General features: G+C 69.3%; 16 protein-coding genes and 4 pseudogenes. 10 read left to right on the top strand and 10 right to left on the bottom strand.

Translation table 11 applies throughout. The annotated features are described in order from the left end of the window. Window positions 1-121: 121 nt before the first annotated feature. Window positions 122-700: a hypothetical protein gene (locus tag SLV14N_RS07840; RefSeq protein ID WP_208680330.1), complete on the top strand. Its 579-nt coding sequence runs from the start codon at window positions 122-124 to the stop codon at window positions 698-700. Between the two features lie 330 nt (window positions 701-1,030). Here SLV14N_RS07840 and SLV14N_RS07835 read toward each other — a convergent pair whose 3' ends face one another. Next, window positions 1,031-1,204: a hypothetical protein gene (locus SLV14N_RS07835; protein WP_263268742.1), complete on the bottom strand. Its 174-nt coding sequence runs from the start codon at window positions 1,202-1,204 to the stop codon at window positions 1,031-1,033. Window positions 1,205-1,218: 14 nt separating this feature from the next. Continuing rightward, window positions 1,219-1,353: pseudogene (locus SLV14N_RS07830) on the bottom strand (hemerythrin domain-containing protein); the annotation flags it as partial. A gap of 526 nt (window positions 1,354-1,879) precedes the next feature. On the opposite strand from SLV14N_RS07830, the gene cseB reads away from it, so the two are divergent. The 8 genes and pseudogenes from cseB (at window position 1,880) to SLV14N_RS07790 (ending at window position 9,545) form a co-directional block, all read left to right on the top strand. After that, complete coding sequence (gene cseB, locus SLV14N_RS07825) at window positions 1,880-2,578, top strand: two-component system response regulator CseB (RefSeq protein WP_221174681.1); 699 nt, start codon at window positions 1,880-1,882, stop codon at window positions 2,576-2,578. Between the two features lie 5 nt (window positions 2,579-2,583). Further along, the gene (locus tag SLV14N_RS07820) at window positions 2,584-3,846 is read left to right on the top strand and encodes a HAMP domain-containing sensor histidine kinase (protein WP_263268739.1); all 1,263 of its coding nucleotides are present in this window, start codon (window positions 2,584-2,586) and stop codon (window positions 3,844-3,846) included. 156 nt (window positions 3,847-4,002) lie between these two features. Then, the gene (locus SLV14N_RS07815; RefSeq protein ID WP_127155576.1) at window positions 4,003-4,755 is read left to right on the top strand and encodes an ABC transporter ATP-binding protein; all 753 of its coding nucleotides are present in this window, start codon (window positions 4,003-4,005) and stop codon (window positions 4,753-4,755) included. Between the two features lie 84 nt (window positions 4,756-4,839). Beyond that, the gene (locus SLV14N_RS07810) at window positions 4,840-7,368 is read left to right on the top strand and encodes an ABC transporter permease (protein ID WP_263268737.1); all 2,529 of its coding nucleotides are present in this window, start codon (window positions 4,840-4,842) and stop codon (window positions 7,366-7,368) included. Window positions 7,369-7,381: 13 nt separating this feature from the next. Further along, window positions 7,382-8,038: a hypothetical protein gene (locus SLV14N_RS07805; protein ID WP_317633733.1), complete on the top strand. Its 657-nt coding sequence runs from the start codon at window positions 7,382-7,384 to the stop codon at window positions 8,036-8,038. 277 nt (window positions 8,039-8,315) lie between these two features. Then, a pseudogene (locus SLV14N_RS07800) lies at window positions 8,316-8,405 on the top strand (3-oxoadipate enol-lactone hydrolase); the annotation flags it as partial. Between the two features lie 254 nt (window positions 8,406-8,659). Further along, the gene (locus SLV14N_RS07795; protein ID WP_263268734.1) at window positions 8,660-8,995 is read left to right on the top strand and encodes a hypothetical protein; all 336 of its coding nucleotides are present in this window, start codon (window positions 8,660-8,662) and stop codon (window positions 8,993-8,995) included. A gap of 295 nt (window positions 8,996-9,290) precedes the next feature. Further along, window positions 9,291-9,545 carry a restriction endonuclease gene (locus tag SLV14N_RS07790; RefSeq protein ID WP_263268732.1) on the top strand — a complete coding sequence of 85 codons (255 nt, stop codon included), beginning with the start codon at window positions 9,291-9,293 and terminating at the stop codon, window positions 9,543-9,545. A 468-nt stretch (window positions 9,546-10,013) separates the two neighbouring features. Here SLV14N_RS07790 and SLV14N_RS07785 read toward each other — a convergent pair whose 3' ends face one another. Continuing rightward, entirely contained in the window at window positions 10,014-10,757 is a 744-nt protein-coding gene (locus tag SLV14N_RS07785) for a tetratricopeptide repeat protein (protein WP_263268731.1), read from the bottom strand. On the opposite strand from SLV14N_RS07785, the gene SLV14N_RS07780 reads away from it, so the two are divergent. Further along, window positions 10,664-11,020 carry a hypothetical protein gene (locus SLV14N_RS07780; protein ID WP_263268729.1) on the top strand — a complete coding sequence of 119 codons (357 nt, stop codon included), beginning with the start codon at window positions 10,664-10,666 and terminating at the stop codon, window positions 11,018-11,020. The genes SLV14N_RS07785 and SLV14N_RS07780 overlap by 94 nt on opposite strands. An 80-nt stretch (window positions 11,021-11,100) precedes the next feature. Here SLV14N_RS07780 and SLV14N_RS07775 read toward each other — a convergent pair whose 3' ends face one another. The 7 genes and pseudogenes from SLV14N_RS07775 to SLV14N_RS07745 all read right to left on the bottom strand — a co-directional run. Next, window positions 11,101-11,826 carry an SDR family oxidoreductase gene (locus tag SLV14N_RS07775; RefSeq protein WP_263268728.1) on the bottom strand — a complete coding sequence of 242 codons (726 nt, stop codon included), beginning with the start codon at window positions 11,824-11,826 and terminating at the stop codon, window positions 11,101-11,103. An 89-nt stretch (window positions 11,827-11,915) separates the two neighbouring features. Continuing rightward, complete coding sequence (locus tag SLV14N_RS07770) at window positions 11,916-12,245, bottom strand: type II toxin-antitoxin system PemK/MazF family toxin (RefSeq protein WP_208680322.1); 330 nt, start codon at window positions 12,243-12,245, stop codon at window positions 11,916-11,918. A gap of 93 nt (window positions 12,246-12,338) precedes the next feature. After that, a pseudogene (locus tag SLV14N_RS07765) lies at window positions 12,339-12,461 on the bottom strand (IS5/IS1182 family transposase); the annotation flags it as partial. Window positions 12,462-12,550: 89 nt separating this feature from the next. Then, complete coding sequence (locus SLV14N_RS07760) at window positions 12,551-13,585, bottom strand: NADP-dependent oxidoreductase (RefSeq protein WP_263268725.1); 1,035 nt, start codon at window positions 13,583-13,585, stop codon at window positions 12,551-12,553. 165 nt (window positions 13,586-13,750) lie between these two features. Continuing rightward, window positions 13,751-14,647, bottom strand: a complete 897-nt coding sequence (locus SLV14N_RS07755) for an RNA polymerase sigma-70 factor (protein ID WP_263268724.1) — start codon at window positions 14,645-14,647, stop codon at window positions 13,751-13,753. 93 nt (window positions 14,648-14,740) lie between these two features. Further along, complete coding sequence (locus SLV14N_RS07750; RefSeq protein ID WP_263268723.1) at window positions 14,741-15,949, bottom strand: NAD(P)/FAD-dependent oxidoreductase; 1,209 nt, start codon at window positions 15,947-15,949, stop codon at window positions 14,741-14,743. Window positions 15,950-16,316: 367 nt separating this feature from the next. Then, window positions 16,317-16,691, bottom strand: a pseudogene (locus SLV14N_RS07745) (pyridoxamine 5'-phosphate oxidase family protein); the annotation flags it as partial. Window positions 16,692-16,713: the final 22 nt, after the last annotated feature.

The raw sequence follows: 16,713 nt of genomic DNA, 5'->3' as shown, positions 1-16,713 counted from the left end.
GGAACACAAGCAGACGACGTGGCCTGCTCGAACATGCTGTCCGCGAGACAACCGAGCCGCTGATCTGACTGTTCCGCCGCACCAGGGCAGTTGTCAGTCCTGATCACTAGGATCCAGGCGCATGACCTACATCTTCGATGTCTTCACCGGTGCGCGCCGTGGCTCCACCCTCAACGGCAGTGTTCAGTACCGCGATCCCGACAACTACGGGTTCTCCCAGGGGCCCGTATTCGGCCTGCAGCTCATCATGGATGCCTGGAAGGAGGGTGGTGACTTCGGTGCCGGGCCTGTCTCCGCCGCAACGGAAGCCGAGTTCAAAGAGCTTTTCGAGTTCTACCTCGGCCCGACGGTGCGTGTTGACGAGGAGGGCTATCTGCTGGAGGAGGGCTCCACCCAGGTGCGCCTACCTCGCGTCAAGGCGAAGGAGTTTTACCAAGGCCAGCTCGACCCCCACGGCGGGCGGGGCTTCTCGGACGGCACCCACTACATATGCCTCGCTCCGCGATCGGATGAGTTTGCACGCCGCGCCGAAGAGATCATCGTCTCCTGGGAGATCCGCGAGGACGACTCCACCGATCTCGACGAAGACGAGGGGACGTCCGCCGACTTCACCCTCGAAGTGAGTGACCCCCGCTATCTCGAGCACTTCACCAAGAACGCGTACTTCCAAACGGCCTTCACAGGCCACCTCCCCTCGTAGGTTCGACCAGCCGGTACTTCACTGGCGTCCGGCGGCCTTCTGGGCTTGCCGGTCATCGGGTCAGGCACCGAGGAGAAGAAGCGCCGTCAGGTGTCGGCTGGCGCTTGTTTCCTCAGCCAGCTGGGGGTGGCGCCTTTCCGGGGCAGAAGCCTGGTCAGAGGGTGATGGCCGCCCAGGTGATCAGCGTCTCGGAGTGTTGGATGAGCGCCGCGGTCACTGACCGGCCCTGAACCCGCCGGTGAGCTGTGCTGCTCACCGGCCCCACGGTGCGCCGCAGGCCCGCACCTGCGGCGCACCACTGCGTCCAGCTGAGCGCCCTGCGACGAGAACTCAGCTTCTGGAGGGCTCGTCGATGGCGGGCATCGGCTTCCCACCTGGATTCCACCCGCTGAGGAAGCTGGCTTGCCTGCCGACGTCAACGAGCTCGATCCGTGCACCGACGCTGTCCATCTGGTGATAGGCGAACGGTCGACCATACGGGCAGCCGGAGAAGTCCACGGGCATGCCCTCTTCTTCCAAACGAGCCGGTCGAAGTCGGCGTCGCCGGCGTCGCGGCCCTCAAGCTCTTTGAGGAGGATCTCGACGCTGGCGTGGTCGGAGATCTCCTTGTCCGCCAGTGCGTCGCCGCCGTCCAAGTGCTCGCGCACAGCCGGGCAGGGCTTTGGAGGAGACGCGGCTCACCGGGGCAGGCGCAAGTTTCAGCCGCTGGTGCCCGGTCGTCGTCGTAGCGGACGAGAGCCGGGGCGTGCGTCTCGGGGGCCGGGCGCCCCGGCCTATCCGTCGCCCGGCCGACAGGTCGTCATGGACTGAACTTGAGGATTTGTATCGGGCGGGTATCAGGTAACGCTTCATTGCCCATCGAATCGGTCGGTGAGCCCGGCCGCGGCGAAGGGAGGCCGCGAGCCGACACGCCGTGGACCCGGCACGGGCCGGAGCCATTCCACCCCGTCTGGCCTGGAGGTTTACGGGTGGACGGGGTGGTGAGGGTGCGATGCGGGTCCGCCGTGTGACGCGGTTGCCGGGTGCGGTGTCTGCCTTATCGTTCCTTTCAGGTCGTCGATCGCGCGTTCACTGCGTACGGGACCGATGCCTCACCTGAACCGTTTGAACTGTCTGAGCAGGAGTGATCCGTCCGTGTCCTCGTCCGCCCCGGCTCCGGCCTCTTCGCGCCCTGTCCGCGTGTTGCTGGTGGAGGACGACGACTTGATGCGCCGGTCCTTCACCGTCGCCTTGGAGCGCTACGGCTACGAGATGGCGGCCGCGGCCGACGGTCTCGCGGGCCTTGAGCTCTTCCGCGAGGAGAGCTTCGACCTGCTGATTCTGGACGTGATGCTGCCCGGTCTGGACGGGATCGGTCTGTGCCGCAGAGTCCGGGAGACCAGCCTGGTGCCCGTCTTGATGATGTCCGCTCGCGGCGACGGGCTCGACGTCGTCGCCGGTCTGGAGGCCGGAGCGGACGACTATGTGGTCAAGCCGGTGGAGACCGGCGTGCTCGTGGCGCGCATCCGGTCGCTGCTGCGGCGGGCGGCCTACGCACCACCCGCACCGGAACCCGCGCGGGCCAGGGGCGACGAGCTGCCACCGGCTGAGAAAGAGGTGCTGGTCTTCGGGGACCTGACCATCGACACCGGCGGCCTGGAGGTGTCCGTCTCGGGAAGCCCAGTGGCGCTGACCCCGACCGAGCTGAAGCTGCTCCTGGAGTTCGCCGCCCACCCGGGAATCGTCCTTGAGCGGCACACCCTGCTGCGCGAAGTGTGGGAGTACGGCTGGGACGGCGACAGCCGGGTCGTGGACCTGTGTGTGCAGCGGCTGCGCCGGAAGCTGGGCCGGGACCGGATCGAGACGGTCCGCGGCTTCGGCTACAAGCTCAGGCGCTGAGGCCGGTGCATCCGTTCCACCGGCTGCGTCCGGCCCGCGCGTCCCTGCGCTGGAAGATCGCGGGGCTGGCCGCGGCCACGGCCTGCCTGGTCGCGGCGGCTGTGGGCGTGCTCGTGCACATGTGGACCGCGCGGGACATCCGCGACCGGGCCGGAGCACAGGCCACCAACAGCGTCTACGCGGCCATGGACACCTACCGGCGCACCGGAACCCTCACCGACGGTGCCGAGCTCGATCCGGCCGGCCTTCCCGCCGCACTGCGGCACCCGGCCGACAGCGATCGGCACACGGCCTACGACGGGCGCGTCGACGGGAATGTGGGCCCGAGCGTCTGGGGCGCCCAGCGGATCGGCGGGCCGGGCAGCCCAGTGCTGGCCGTGCAGGTCAACATGAGCTCGGAGCTCTACACCCTGCGCCAGCTCGACGTGACCATGACGTTGTCCTCGCTGGTCGCGCTCGCGGCGGCCGTACCCCTGGCGGTCTACGGAGCCGGGCTGCTGGGGCGTCGGCTGCGGCGGGTCTCCGAGACCGCCGTCCGGATCTCCGCCGGGGATCTGGATGCCCGCACCGGGCACACCAAGGGCCGTGACGAGGTGGCGGACATCGCCGCCACCGTCGACCTCATGGCGGACAGTCTCGGCCGACGGCTGCGCACCGAGCGGCAGTTCACCGCGGACGTGGCCCATGAGCTGCGTACCCCCGTCGGCGGTCTGCTGGCCGCCGCCGACCTGCTGCCGCCCGGTGAGACGGAGGATCTGCTCCGGGCCCGGGTGCGCGACCTGCGCGGCCTGGTCGAGGACCTCCTGGAGATCTCCCGGCTCGACGCCGGGGCTGAGCAGCCGGTCCGCGCCCGTGTCCCGCTCGGGGCGGTCGTGTCCGAAGCCGTGACGCGCACCGGCCTCGACACTGAAGTCACCGTCGCCGACGCACCGGGCGAAGAGGCCGCGCAGACCGTGGAGACCGACCCGCGCCGCCTCGAGCGGATCGTCAGCAACCTCGTCGTCAACGCCCACCGGCATGGGGGCACCCCGGTACAGGTCACCGTCGAGGGCCGTACCGTCGTCGTCCGCGACCACGGCCCCGGCTTCCCCCCGGACCTGCTGCGCGACGGCCCGCGCCGCTTCCACACGGGCGCGGCGGAGCGCGGCTCGGGCCACGGCCTGGGCCTGACCATCGCCCTGGGCCAGGCCCGGCTCCTCGGCGCCGAACTGCGCCTGGACAACGCCCCGGACGGCGGTGCCGTCGCCACCCTGCGCCTGCCGGCCTGACCGCCCGGTCCCTGCTACAGAACCGATACGCAGCGAAGCGGACGCCGATACATGGCGGCCCAGACCCCGATACGTTCCCCGGACACCCTTCGAAGTGCACCTTCCGCACCCGAAGAGGAGTCCCCTGTGACCGCCCACTCCCTTGCCCCGCACGAGCTGCGTACGACGACCGGGATCGCGGCCGCCACCACCGACCTGTCGAAGGTCTATGGCAGCGGCGACACCCGTGTCGTCGCCCTGGACCGGGTCAGCATCGCCTTCCGGGAGGGCGAGTTCACCGCGATCATGGGTCCGTCGGGCTGCGGCAAGTCCACCCTGATGCACTGCGCCGCCGGGCTCGACTCGCCCAGCTCCGGCTCGGTGCGCGTCGGCACCACCGAACTGAGCACGCTGGGCGACCGACAGCTCACCGCGCTGCGCCGCGACCGGATCGGCTTCATCTTCCAGGCGTTCAACCTGCTGCCGACGCTGACCGCCCTGGAGAACATCACGCTGCCGCTGACCATCGCTGGTCGTCGCCCCGACCAGCAGTGGCTGGACCGTGTGATCTCCATGGTCGGCCTCTCCCAGCGCCTCGACCACCGGCCCGCGCAGCTGTCCGGCGGGCAGCAGCAGCGCGTAGCGGTGGCCCGCGCCCTGGCCTCACGGCCCGCGATCATCTTCGGCGACGAGCCCACCGGAAACCTCGACTCCCGCTCCGGCGCCGAGGTCCTCGGCTTCCTGCGCGACTCGGTGCGCGAACTGGGCCAGACCGTGGTCATGGTCACCCACGACCCGGTCGCCGCCGGCTACGCGGACCGCGTGATCTTCCTCGCCGACGGCCGCCTGGTCGACGACATGCCGAGTCCCACCCCTGGGCGGGTGCTGGACCGGATGAAGGACTTCGACACCCGTTCGCGCACCAGCTGACGACCAGCCCGTACACCGGCACCGCACCAGCCAGCCAGCCCATCCGCTCGCCTCCGTCGAGCCGGCCTCCCAGGATCCGCACCCATGTTCCGTACCGCCCTGCGCAACGTGTTCGCGCACAAAGCCCGCCTGCTGATGACCGCATTCGCGGTCATGCTCGGCGTCACCTTCATCACCGGCAGCCTCGTCTACGGCGACAGCCTGAACCAGGCCACCACCGCCCAGGCGACCGACGGCTACGAGCGCATCGCCGTCAACGTCGCCGCCGAAGCCGACCCCGCAAACGGCGGCCGACCGGGCGACCTCGACGCCCGCACCGCGACCGCGCTGGCCAAGCTCCCGGGCGTCGCCGCCGCCGCGGGCCGGGTCGACGGCTTCGCCGCCGTCGCCGACCGCGACGGCAAGCCCCTCGGCAACGGCAAGGACGCCCAGGGCGGCAACTTCGCCCCGGCGGCGGACGGCAAGGACCCCGCGTACCGCTTCACCGAGGGTTCCGGCCCGACCGGCAAGGACACGATCGCCCTCGACGAGGCCACCGCCGCCCAGGGCGGCTACCGCGTCGGTGACACCGTGCGCGTCGGCACGAACAAGGGCGCCTCCTCCTACACCCTCAGCGGCATCTTCCGCACCGACGGGACCAAGCTCCCCGCCGGGGGCAGCCTGACGCTGTTCGCCGGCGCCACCGCCCAGAAGTTCTTCCTCGAACCGGGCCTCTACCAGAACATCGAAGTCACGGCCACGCCCGGCACTGACGTGACGCAGCTCCTCAGCCGCGTCGAATCGGTGCTGCCCAAGGGCACCAGCGCGGCCACCGGGGCCCAGCTCGCCCAGATCCAGGCGAACCTCGCCACCAGCCGCACCAGCACCATGAGCCAGATCCTGGTCGGTTTCGCCGCGGTCGCCCTGTTCGTCGCCACCTTCCTCATCGCCAACACCTTCACCATGCTGGTCGCCCGGCGCACCAGGGAGCTGGCCCTGATGCGGGCCGTCGGAGCCACCCGCGAGCAGGTGCGGCGCATCCTGCTCACCGAGTCCCTCCTCGTCGGCGCGATCGCCTCCGTGGCCGGCCTCGCCGTCGGCACCGGGGTCGCCGCCCTGCTCCAGACGCTCTTCGCCGACACCCCGGCCGCGCCGCTCGTCCTCACCCCGACCACCGTGATCATCTCCATGCTGGTCGGCACCCTCCTGCCCATGGTCGCCGCATGGCTCCCGATCCGCCGGGCCATGGCCATCCCGCCCGTCGCCGCGCTCAGCGCCGCCGAGCACACGGCCCCCGCACGCCCCGGCTCCCTGCGTACCGGCCTCAGCGCCGCACTGGTGCTCACCGGCAGCGCCGCCGTCGTCTACGGAGCCCTCACCACGGAGAAGGACGCCCGGACCGTCATCGGCCTCGGCGCGGCCCTCGCCCTGACCGGGACCATCGGCCTCATCCCGCTGCTGTCCCGGCCGGTCGTCACCCTGTTCCGGCCGCTGCTGACCCGCCTGGCCCCGGTACACGGCGACCTCGCCATCCGTAACACCGTGCGCGACCCGCGCCGCACCGGCGCCACCGCCGCCGCGCTCGCCATCGCCCTCACCCTCGCCTCGGGCCTGTCCGTCCTGGGAGCCTCGGCCACCCAGTACCTCGACCGCGCGACCACCCACGCCCTCAGCGCCGACTACGTGGTGAAGTCCGCGGGCGGCCAAGGGATGACCCCCACCACCGCCGCGCCCCTGAAGAAGCTGGCCGGCGCCACATACAGCCCGCTCAACCAGTCCACCGAGTACTACCTGGGCGGCAGCAAGTCCGTCCTGACCGGCGTCGACCCCGCCACCATCGGCAAACTGCTGCGGTACGACGTGATCGAAGGCTCCCTCGACAGCCTTGCCAAGGGCCAGATCGCCGTGGCCGACTTCAAGGCTGAGCAGGAAGGCTGGCACGTCGGGCAGACCCTGCCCCTGAAGAGGCAGAACGACCAGCACGGCAGCCTCACCATCGGCGCCATCTACCAGGCGGACGAGCAGAGCGACCTGATGCCCAGCATCACCGCACCCGACTCCCTCGTCGCCCGCTACGACTCCACCCCCAGCACCGACAGGATCCTCGTCGCCACGGACGGCGGAACCAGCCGGGCCGCGCGCGCAGGCGTCACCCACGCCCTCGGCGACAACCCCACGCTGAGCGTCCTCGACCAGGCAGACATCCGCGCCCAGGACAGCCGTGGCATCGGCGACCAGCTCAACGTCTTCTACGCCCTGTTGAGCATGGCCCTGGTGATCGCCGCACTGGGCATCGCCAACACCCTCGCCATGTCCGTCCTCGAACGCCGCAAGGAGCTCGGCACGCTGCGCGCCCTCGGTCTGGACCGCGCCGGAGTGACCCAGATGATCCGCCTGGAAGCCCTGCTCCTCGGCGCGCTCGGCGCGACCCTCGGCACGGTCATGGGCGTCTTCCTCGGCTGGGCACTGGGACGCACCCTCCAAGCGAACGTCGCGGGCTACGAGTTGGTCCTGCCCTGGGGCCGCCTCGCCCTCACCATCCTGATCGCCCTGGCAGGCTCGCTGCTCGCCTCGCTCTGGCCCGCCCGCAGGGCCGCCCGCGTCGACATCCCCGCCGCGACAGCAGCCCAGTAAACCCCGCCGCGGCCTGCCCCGCCGGGAGGACACCCTCCTGGGCGGCAACGGCAACGACACCCTCAACGGCGGCACCGGCAACGACACCCTCTCGGGCGAAGCCGGCAACGACGTCCTCAACGGCGGCGCGGGAACCAACACCAACAACGCCAGCACCGGCCGCAACACCTGCCACCAACCCCACCACCGGACCCGGCTGCACCATCTGACCCAGCCCCGCACACAACCCGGTACCGCGGCCTTCCCCACGCGATCACCGGGTAACCAAGGCCCGGGCGGCCAGCCGCCCGGGCCTCCGCGCCGGCCCGTCTGGCTCTCCGGTCCCGGTCCCGGGCAGGCCGGCCAAGCCCGAAACCTTCCGACCGCGGGGCGACAGCCCCGCCAAGGCGCCTGGCACACCGCGCGAAAACCGCTCCCGAGCCTCGGTGAACGACCGCCCGCCCCCCTTGGTGCAGCCGTATGCCGGCGGCCAACTCCGTGCTGCGGGTGCAGGGATAGCTGGTGCGGAGGGCTGGCGGCAGCCGCTGGGGACCTTCACCTGGTAGGTCTCGCCGATCCGTATGTCCTGGACGCGCACAAGGGGCTCCTGAGCCCCTGTCCAGCCTCTCTCGAGCGGTCCAGGCCAACCAAGTCGGCGCTGCCGCCAGCGCAACGGACTCCTGGATGGTGATCGAGACCACTGAGCAGGACCAGCCCCGGCCGCTGCCCCACGGGGGGAAGGGCGGCGACCGAGGCCGATGCTGCGCACACTACGGGCTCGATCGACCGGACAGGAGTAGCTCACGTCAGGCGCCGGCGAGGAAGAGACACGCGATCGTCCACGTCGTCTCCACGCTGAGGCTCTGACCTGCGCAAACCCTGCTTCGGGCACGGTCGGCGGTCACGATCCGACGGCTCTTCCTGACCCGGGTGTAAGGATCGCGTCAAAGAGTCGGTAGCGTGGTCGGGTGAGTGAGAAGACCCTGCAGCACCGGGTTGACGGCCCCGACGACGCCCCCGTACTCGTCCTGGGCGCCGCTCTGGGTACCACATGGCACAGGTCGTAACGACCATCCAGGAGCGTCCACCCATTCCAGTGGGGGCACGAAACTGCAGGTCGGGGCCTACTGGTCCGGGAGAGTGCGCCCAGTTCGTGATAGCTGTGTGATAGCGGGTGAAGCGGCGAAGCCCCGTCGGGACCGACGGGGCTCTGCACCGAGCGGCCACCACGGAGTGCGGCTTCCGCCATGGCACCGCTGTCCGATCACCAACACCCTCGGCCTTCTGCTCGCGGTGCCGGTCACCGCCGCCAGTGTCCAGGACTCCGCCGCAGGTCAAGTCTCCTCGACCAGGTGGCCGTCGCCGTCCCACCATCCGCAGGGTCTGGGGCGACGGCGGCTACCGCAATCACTACGTCGAGCACGCCGCCGCCCTCGGCATCGATCTCGAAAGCGTCCAACGCACGCCCCAGATGAAAGGGTTCACGCCGATCCCGAAATGCTGGACCCTGGAGCGAACCTACGGCTGGTTCATGCTCAACCGCCGCATTGCCCGCGACTACGAAGCCCTCCTCACACGCTCCGAAGCCATAATGCACCTCGCCATGACGAACCGCCGCCTTACTGGCCAGAGCGCCAAGCCCTCATAACGGAATAAAACAATGGGAGAAACGGCCTCTTGCTGTGCCAGATCAGACGGCCGTCGCGTCGGTATTCTTGGGCGCGGTCGCCCGAACGCGGGTGGAGCGGCAGGGAGAAGAGATCCATCGAGTCGGCTCCTGTCAGGGGGAGAGGTAGGTTCGGCTCGTGCTTCACACATGGGTGCAAAACGCAGAGGAATAGTGGCTTCGGTACGAGCGCCGTATCGCGGAAGAGGCCCGTCGCATGTATCCGGATGCGCGGGTGCAGCACAACGCCCAACTCCCTGGGTAAATCAGCGGAAGAATGCGGCAGATAGATGTACTGGTGACTGCTCGTGTAGGGCCGCATGAGATCAAAGTCGTGATCGAGTGCAAGTGGCACCGACGGCCCGTTGGTGTCGGATTCGTCGACTCCCTTGCTGGCAAGCTTCGAGACGTCAGCGCGGACCGGGGCGTGCTGTTCGTCAACCGTTTGCCGACCAAGGCTGCGCAGCAACGGATGCTGAAGGCAACACAACCGACCATTGACGCTTGGATGTATGAGATTGAAGCGCGCTAGTCCGAGGCAGAGTCACGGGACATCGTGCGAGCGTTCGACTGGTTCGCGGGTGAAGAGGAGGCGCTCGACGCGAGGGACTGAGCGATGCTCAGGGAAGCCGCAGAGGCTCTCGGACTGATCGATATCCGAGGGCGTCGACCGGGCGGGGCCCGCTGGGCGCTGTTGAGGGAAGCCGAAGAAATTCTCGAATTGCCCTCGGGCGGTCGGCATCTGCGACGCCATGCACACTGACGAAGCCGCGCAGCCATGCCGAGCGGCGCAGGTCGCCGCAGGGGTGTGGGCGCGAGGTCACGAGGGCGCCGCTGCGATTGGCGAGCAGCGGGCGGACGATGGCGCCACGACGTTCCCGCCTCATCCGCCGGCATAGGGGCGTACCGGATACCTCGGCGATCACCCGCCGGCATCTGCCCTCCACGCCGCGCAGGATGCCGCGGCATCTGGACCCGACGCTGACCCAAGAGACAGAACCTAGTCCTCCAGAAGGGCACGGGCCTCAGCATGTCGGCCCAGCTCGCCATAGGCGGCCGCCAAACTCGCACGTGCCTGAATCGTGTGGGGGTGGTCGGAGCCGAGAATCCGCTCCCGGTCGACAAGCACCCGCTCCTCCAAGTCCGCAGCCTCAGCATGCCGGCCCAGCTCGCCATAGGCGGCCGCCAAACTCGCACGTGCTCGGAAGATTTCAGGGTGTTCAGGGCCTAGGACGCGCTCCACATCGGCAACGACATGTTCCATCAGGGCCAGTGCTTCCGAGCTTCGGCCGAGGGCGTGGTAGGTAGCAGCAAGGTTGAATCGGGCGCGAATAGTCTCTGGGTGGTCAGAGCCAAGGACGCGTTCCCGGTCGTAAAGGACCTGCTGTTCCAGGGTGAGTGCCTCTTCGGCCCGGCCGAGGTTGCCAAGGGTGAGGGCCAGGTTCGCTCGTGTGGCAAGGACGTCGGGGTGGTCCATGCCGAGTAGACGTTCGCTGTCTGCCAGGAGCCCCTCGGTAAGGGCCAAGGCGTCCTGGTGCCGACCGAGATTACCAAGCGTGTGGGAGAGGTTACTGCGGGCTCGCAGCGTGTTGGGGTGGTCGGTGCCAAGTAGGCGTTCGCTCTCCAGGAGGACTGGCGATCCGCGCGGCCATGGACCGCATCCTGCAGGGCACCCCGCAGCACTCCAACGGCGCGCTAACGGTCGTCGCCCTGGCCCAAGAAGCGGGCGTACCGCGCAACGCACTCACCCAGCGCCATCTGGCTCTCAAGAACAACTTCTACGCGCAGGTCAAAGAGAGAGGACAACCGACCGATGCCGAGGTCCGGCTGCGCCTGCAGGTCGTACGGCTCAAGGAGCTCCGGCAGAAGGACAAGGCCGAGCTGGCCCAACTACGCACCGATGTGGAAGCACTGGTGCGCGTGGTCAACCAGCTGGCGTCGGAGAACCGGCAGCTGCGCGAGGACCCGGCCTCCCATTCAGTCGTCCGCGCCTTTCCCGTCCGCTGACGGTCCACCACGCACACCTGCCCGGCCTGCCACGGCGCCCGCCTGGCGCCCGAGCCCGCTGGCTACCCCTGGGCGGGCGCCTACATCTGCTCGAAGTGAAAGGACCGGATGAAGCAGTCTCGCGGCTGGCCGATCGCGAACAGGACGCAGTCGAGCACGGATTGGGCGGTCAGTGGGCCGTCTTCGGTCCGGGCGTGATCCCAGGTGGAGTGGAGCGGGTCACCGTCCGTGAAGTCCGGCGGATAGAGCGAGATGACACGGATACCCTCGGGTCGGAGCCGGTGGGAGAGGATGTCGGCGAAGCCGGCCTGGGCGGCCTTGGCCGCGTAGAACGCGGGGTGTGCCTGGGAGCGGTGGTTTCGGGCTTCCGCGGCGGAGGAGATCACGTTGACCACGTCCGCACCAACAGAGGCGCGCAGTAGTGGCAGGAAGTGTTTGACCGTCAGCAGTGTGCCGGTGGCTCCGGAGGCGATGGTGTCGGTGATCGCGTCGTCGTCGGCGTCCCACAGATCGGGGCCTTCCAGGTAGCGAGCACCATTGTTGATCAGCACATCCACGCCGTCGGCGTGGGCGGCAATCCCCTCCGTGAAGGCCCGGATGGAGGATGGGTTGGCCAGATCGCAGGCGAACGCGTCGACTCTCGCGCCGCTGTCGGTCGCCACCTCATCGGCCACCCTCTGTGCCGCAGCCAGAGCACGTGCGGACACGAACACGCGCGCACCCAGCCGGCCTGCCAGCAGGGCCAACGCTCGCCCGAAACCACGCCCCGCCCCGGTAATTACCACTGTGCGCCCAGTCAGATCCACAAGCACACACCTCCTTCTACATAGGGTCTGTCTCTTCGAGCGCGATCGGAGCCAGACGAGGAGTGCGTTGGCGGTCCCGGTGCAAGCCCCTACTCAAGTCCACCGAGGTGGAGGAGTTCCTGAAGATCGCCAAGCTTCGCGGACGACAGGACTCCCGCCTGCTCGACCAGGTCCTTCCGAGTCAAGGTGACCAGCCACGTGCAAGGAATGAGGCCGGGGCGGGGGAAGGCGACTCGCAGGACGCCTTCAACAGGTAGTCCTTCGGAGGCACCTACTGCCAGCTCAGCGGCCACCCCTCTGAGCTCGGTGCCGGCGGGAGCGACGACCTGCATCGCCCGGAGCTCGGACGCTTCCTCCGAGAGCAGTACGACCGGCCGCAGCTCGTCGATATCCGCCCACCAGACTTCGCCACGTTGCACAGGTCCTCCTTGCATAGAGCGGCGGGCGAACTCTGCGGTGCGCCCCGGTTCGAACACCTCATTGTCGGCCCCATCCGTGTGGGCTCCGGCCGATCATGAGCAGAGCCAGATAACGCCTGCGGCGGCGGTGACAGTGCCGAGGTAGACGTGTCCGCGCTTGTCACAGCGGGTGGCCACGGCTCTGAACTGCTTCAGTTTTCCGATGACCCGCTCCACTGAGCATGTCTGGGCAGGATGCGAGCATCACCTGACCGTTTTTCAGAGGGTGCCATCACGTCACCGGGCCGGCGCCGGCGTCGCTCGGGTCAGGGGGTCAGGATGGTCTTGCCAGCCAGCTCTCCCGCGGCAGCCGGGGCGCGGACCGCGGCCCGGTCGGCGCGCAGCCGCTCGGCCAGGTCTCCGCCCTCGACTCGGGCGGCCAGCTCGGCGATCTGGGCGAACCGGCCGGCGGCACGGGCGTGGACCGTGGCCAGGTCGGCCAGTGGCAGCCGCTCGGCCACCTCGATCGCCAGATCTCCAGCATCGACGCGGGCGACCAAGTCAGCGAGCTGGGTGGCGTCGCTGCGCCCGAACACGTGCACCGTGCGCACCCCGCGCCCGGCATCCTGCGGGCCGGGAGTGGTGACGCTGACGAAGGCTCCGCCGTCGGCGACCAGGTCGACCAACTGCGCGTTCTCCTCGGGTCCTGCGGGAGCCAGCTGCAGCACCATGTCGAAGTGCTGCCCGGCCAGCGCCTGCACAACGGGGGTCATGGCGTAGTCGACGATCCGATCCGCGCCGTAGGAGCGGACACGGTCGCGGCTGCGCGCACCGGCGGTCGCGGTCACGGTGGCACCGGCCTGCGCGGCAAGCTGGACGGCGTACCCGCCCACTGCACTGCCCGCGCCATTGATCAGAATGTTCTGCCCGGTCTTGAGGTCGGCGTGTTCGAACAGGACCTGCCATGCCGTCAGCCCGACGAGCGGCAGAGCCGCGGCGTCGGCCAGCTCGACAGTGCGGGGCGCGGTGGCCAGCGCCTCGGCGGATGCGGCGACGTATTCGGCGGCCGCGCCGGGCGCGTCCGCCGGCAGCAGCGCGACCACCGCGTCCCCCACGCTCCAGTCGGACACCCCCTCGCCGACCGCGCTAATGACTCCGGCCAGGTCGAGGCCGGGAATGTGCGGGAAAGCCAGTGGCAGCAGGTCCTGTCGCAATCCCGCGCGGAGGCCCGAGTCCGCGTCGTTGTACGAGGTGCCGGCCACCTGCACCACTACTTGCCCCACGCCCGGCGCCGGCCGGTCTGCTTCCTCGTAGACGAGGACATCGCTGCCGCCGTAGGAGTGGTAACGCACTGCCTTCATGATTTCTCCTCTTCGCTCGCTTGATGGCTCATCGGTTGTCCCCCTGGCGGGTCAGCTGGTGAAGGACTCGCGGCTGAAGCGGCCCCACGCCATGCGGCCAGGGCGAGGTAGGCCAGGTCCACTGCGTTGGCAGGATTGACGTCCGCGGTCGGGGACCGTTGGTGTTCAGCGCAGGGTGAGCGGGGTCGCGGATGTGAGGTGGGACAGTTTCTCGGGGTTGCGGACGTAGTAGAGGCCGGTGATGAGGGCGTCCTGGACACTGATCGCCATGACGCCGTCGATCTCGCCGTCCAGGCGGACGAGGAGTGCCGGGTTGCCGTTGACCTCGGTCGGTTCGGCGGTGAGCCGGTCTTCGAACTTGCCGATGCCGCCGGCGAACATACGGGACACCCGCTCGGCGCCGGTGACCGGCCGCAGCGCGGCGTGTTTGATGCCGCCGCCGTCGCTCATCAGGACGACCTCAGGTGCGAGGACCTCAAGGAGGGCCTGCGAGTCCCCGGTTTCGACCGCGCGGTGGAACGATTCCAGGACCGCCTGGCCCTCGTTCGAGGAGACCACCCGGCGGGGGCGGCGGGCGTCGACGTGCCGGCGGGCGCGGTGGGCGATCTGGCGGACGGCCGCGGGGCTCTTGTCGACGGCCTCGGCGATCTCGTCATAGCTGATGTCGAAGGCTTCACGCAGCACGAACACGGCACGCTCGGTCGGTGACAGCGTCTCGAGGACGAGCATGAGCGCCATCGAAACGCTCTCGGCGAGCTCGATGTCCTGGGCCACGTCCGGCGTGGTGAGCAGCGGTTCGGGTAGCCAGGAGCCGACGTACGCCTCCCGCTGGCGCTTGATGGTGCGCAGCCGGTTGAGCGCCTGGCGGGTGGTGATCCGAACGAGGAAGGCACGCTGGTCGCGTACCTGCCCCTGGTCGGCCTTGACCCATTGCAGCCAGGTCTCCTGGAGGACGTCCTCGGCGTCGGCCGCCGATCCGAGTACCTCGTAGGCGACGGTGAACAGCAGGTTGCGGTGGGCGAGAAATGCCTCGGTCGCCGGCTCGGTGGCGTCGTCGCTCATCTCTCGTCCCTTCTCCTCGTCCTTCGCAGTCGGGCGTGGCGGCCTACCGCGTTCGCGTGCGTGCACAGCAAGATCCTCCGCAGCACCCACCGGTCAGGCTGCCCGGTCGGCTGCGGCCGGTGTCCCGGCGCGGTGGGCGCGCAGCATCTGCTTGCGCTTGGCGACGCCTCCCGGCATGCGGTGCAGCCTGAACGAACCGGGCTTGTGCGCCTCCCCGGCCAGGTGCTTGGGGATGCCCGTGCAGACCATTTCCTTGATCCGGGCGCCCAGGCCATCGTCGATGTGCAGCCGCACCGCGACGTCGGACCTGTTGGCGAACTGGTAGATGCCCGCGCTTCGGCCCAGGCTGATGCACTGGGCGTACATCGACTGGTGGAGGTTCTCCGGCTGCTCACCCGCGAGCCGGCTGAGCACCGTGTCGGCGGCCCGCGCGCCCAGCGGCGTCGCATTGAGGCAGCTCATCCGCAGCGGCAGGCCGGAGGGTGCCGCCGAGTCCCCGGCCGCGACGATGCGCGCGTCGTCCACACCCGTCAGCGTCTCGTCCGTGAGCAGGCGCCCCACCGCGTCGGTGCTCAGCCCGCTGCGCGAGGCCAAGTCGGGAACGCCGAAACCGACGGTCCAGACGGTGATCTCGCTCGGCAGCTCACGGCCGTCGGCGAGCCGTACGGCGTCGCCGGTCACCGCCGTCACCTTCGTGTCCGAGCCGTCGACGACCGTCACACCGAGCGCAGCCAGCCGCTTCGCCACCGAGCGCCGGCCCCGCGTGTGCAGGTACGGGCCGAGAGCTCCGCCGCAGACCAGGGTCACTTGGCGGCCCTGTTCCGCCAGTTCCGCGGCGGTCTCGATGCCGGTGGGACCGGCGCCGACCACCGTCACCGGGGCCGTCTCCGGCGTGGCTTCGAGGACCGCACGCAGCCGCTGCGCCGCCTCCAGGGTGGCGATCGGGTAAGCGAATTCAGCCGCCCCCAGCACGCTCGGTTCGGCGCTGCCACTGCCCACCGCGTAGATCAGGTAGTCGTAGCCGAGCGTGCCGCCAGCCGACAGCGTCACGCTGCGCTCGGCCGCGTCGATCCGGGTCACGGAATCGACCACCAGCCGGACCCGCTCGGCCAGGACGTCCTCGTACGCGACGACCGCGTCGTCGGACCCGCCCACCAACTGGTGCAGGCGGACCCGGTGGACAAGATCCGGGCGCGGGTTGATCAGCGTCACCGTCACGTCGTCGCGCTGCGTCAGGCGGTTCGCGGCCATCACGCCGGCGTATCCGCCACCGATCACGAGCACATGCGTGTTCCCAGTCATGGCGCCTCCTTCGGTTCCAGGTGTTCGGCCTTAAGTCACCGCATAGCCGGTCGCTGTGACAGGTTGTGAATCAGATCACTTCACTGGGCTCGCCCGGAGCTGTGACCGCAGTGGCTCAACAGGGTGGGTCAGGCGACGGTTTCAAGAGCGGCACGGTGACTCGGCTTGTCCTCGCCCTCGCTTGACCACGGGCGGCTGCGGTCAATCCGTCCGCTCCGGGCTCAGGTGGTCGCGGTGTAGCGGCCGGTGGCTCTGTCGGGGGTGCCAGTGGCGACGATGGTTCCGCCTGCGACGCCGCCGCCCCGTCCCCATGTCGATGACCTGGTCGGCGCTGGCGACTCTCCCACCCCAGCCAGCGACATCAGTCTCAGGACGGAACGACGGCATAACTGAGGTCCTGGACCTTGAGCGAGGCGGGCCTCAAACGCAGCCACATCGTGCCTCGTTCACCCGGATTGTCATACAGATAGCCCACGAACCGCGCATCCCAGAGAGCCACATCCACCTCCAGATAGCGGACCAGCTTGCGTCGGCCTCTCGGCGCGTCGAACGGCACGAGCTCAGCTCGCCCCCTCGCGATCACCTGCCGGACACGTCCCGTCACGAGATCGCATTCATCCACCACGAGCGCGACGTTCGGATCGTTCTTCACCCGGTTGAACAACCGGGTCCACGGACCCGTCAGCACCCAGAATGCACCGTCCTCCCACAAGAACCAGACCGGGCGCACGGTGGGCCCATTCGCGTCTTACTGATCTTTTCGT

This window comes from Streptomyces sp. Je 1-4 4N24 (genome assembly GCF_026239515.1).
GTDB lineage: Bacteria > Actinomycetota > Actinomycetes > Streptomycetales > Streptomycetaceae > Streptomyces > Streptomyces nigrescens.
The sequence above is the reverse complement of the archived record's forward strand: the minus strand, read 5'-3'. Positions and strand labels throughout refer to the sequence as shown.

Excerpts from the sequence above, each read along its gene's own strand:
- SLV14N_RS07840 (WP_208680330.1), top strand. The coding sequence starts at position 122 with ATGACCTACATCTTCGATGTCTTCACCGGTGCGCGCCGTGGCTCCACC.
- SLV14N_RS07835 (WP_263268742.1), bottom strand. The coding sequence starts at position 1,204 with ATGCCCGTGGACTTCTCCGGCTGCCCGTATGGTCGACCGTTCGCCTAT.
- SLV14N_RS07810 (WP_263268737.1), top strand. The coding sequence starts at position 4,840 with ATGTTCCGTACCGCCCTGCGCAACGTGTTCGCGCACAAAGCCCGCCTG.
- SLV14N_RS07790 (WP_263268732.1), top strand. The coding sequence starts at position 9,291 with ATGCGGCAGATAGATGTACTGGTGACTGCTCGTGTAGGGCCGCATGAG.
- SLV14N_RS07780 (WP_263268729.1), top strand. The coding sequence starts at position 10,664 with ATGGACCGCATCCTGCAGGGCACCCCGCAGCACTCCAACGGCGCGCTA.
- SLV14N_RS07760 (WP_263268725.1), bottom strand. The coding sequence starts at position 13,585 with ATGAAGGCAGTGCGTTACCACTCCTACGGCGGCAGCGATGTCCTCGTC.
- SLV14N_RS07755 (WP_263268724.1), bottom strand. The coding sequence starts at position 14,647 with ATGAGCGACGACGCCACCGAGCCGGCGACCGAGGCATTTCTCGCCCAC.
- SLV14N_RS07750 (WP_263268723.1), bottom strand. The coding sequence starts at position 15,949 with ATGACTGGGAACACGCATGTGCTCGTGATCGGTGGCGGATACGCCGGC.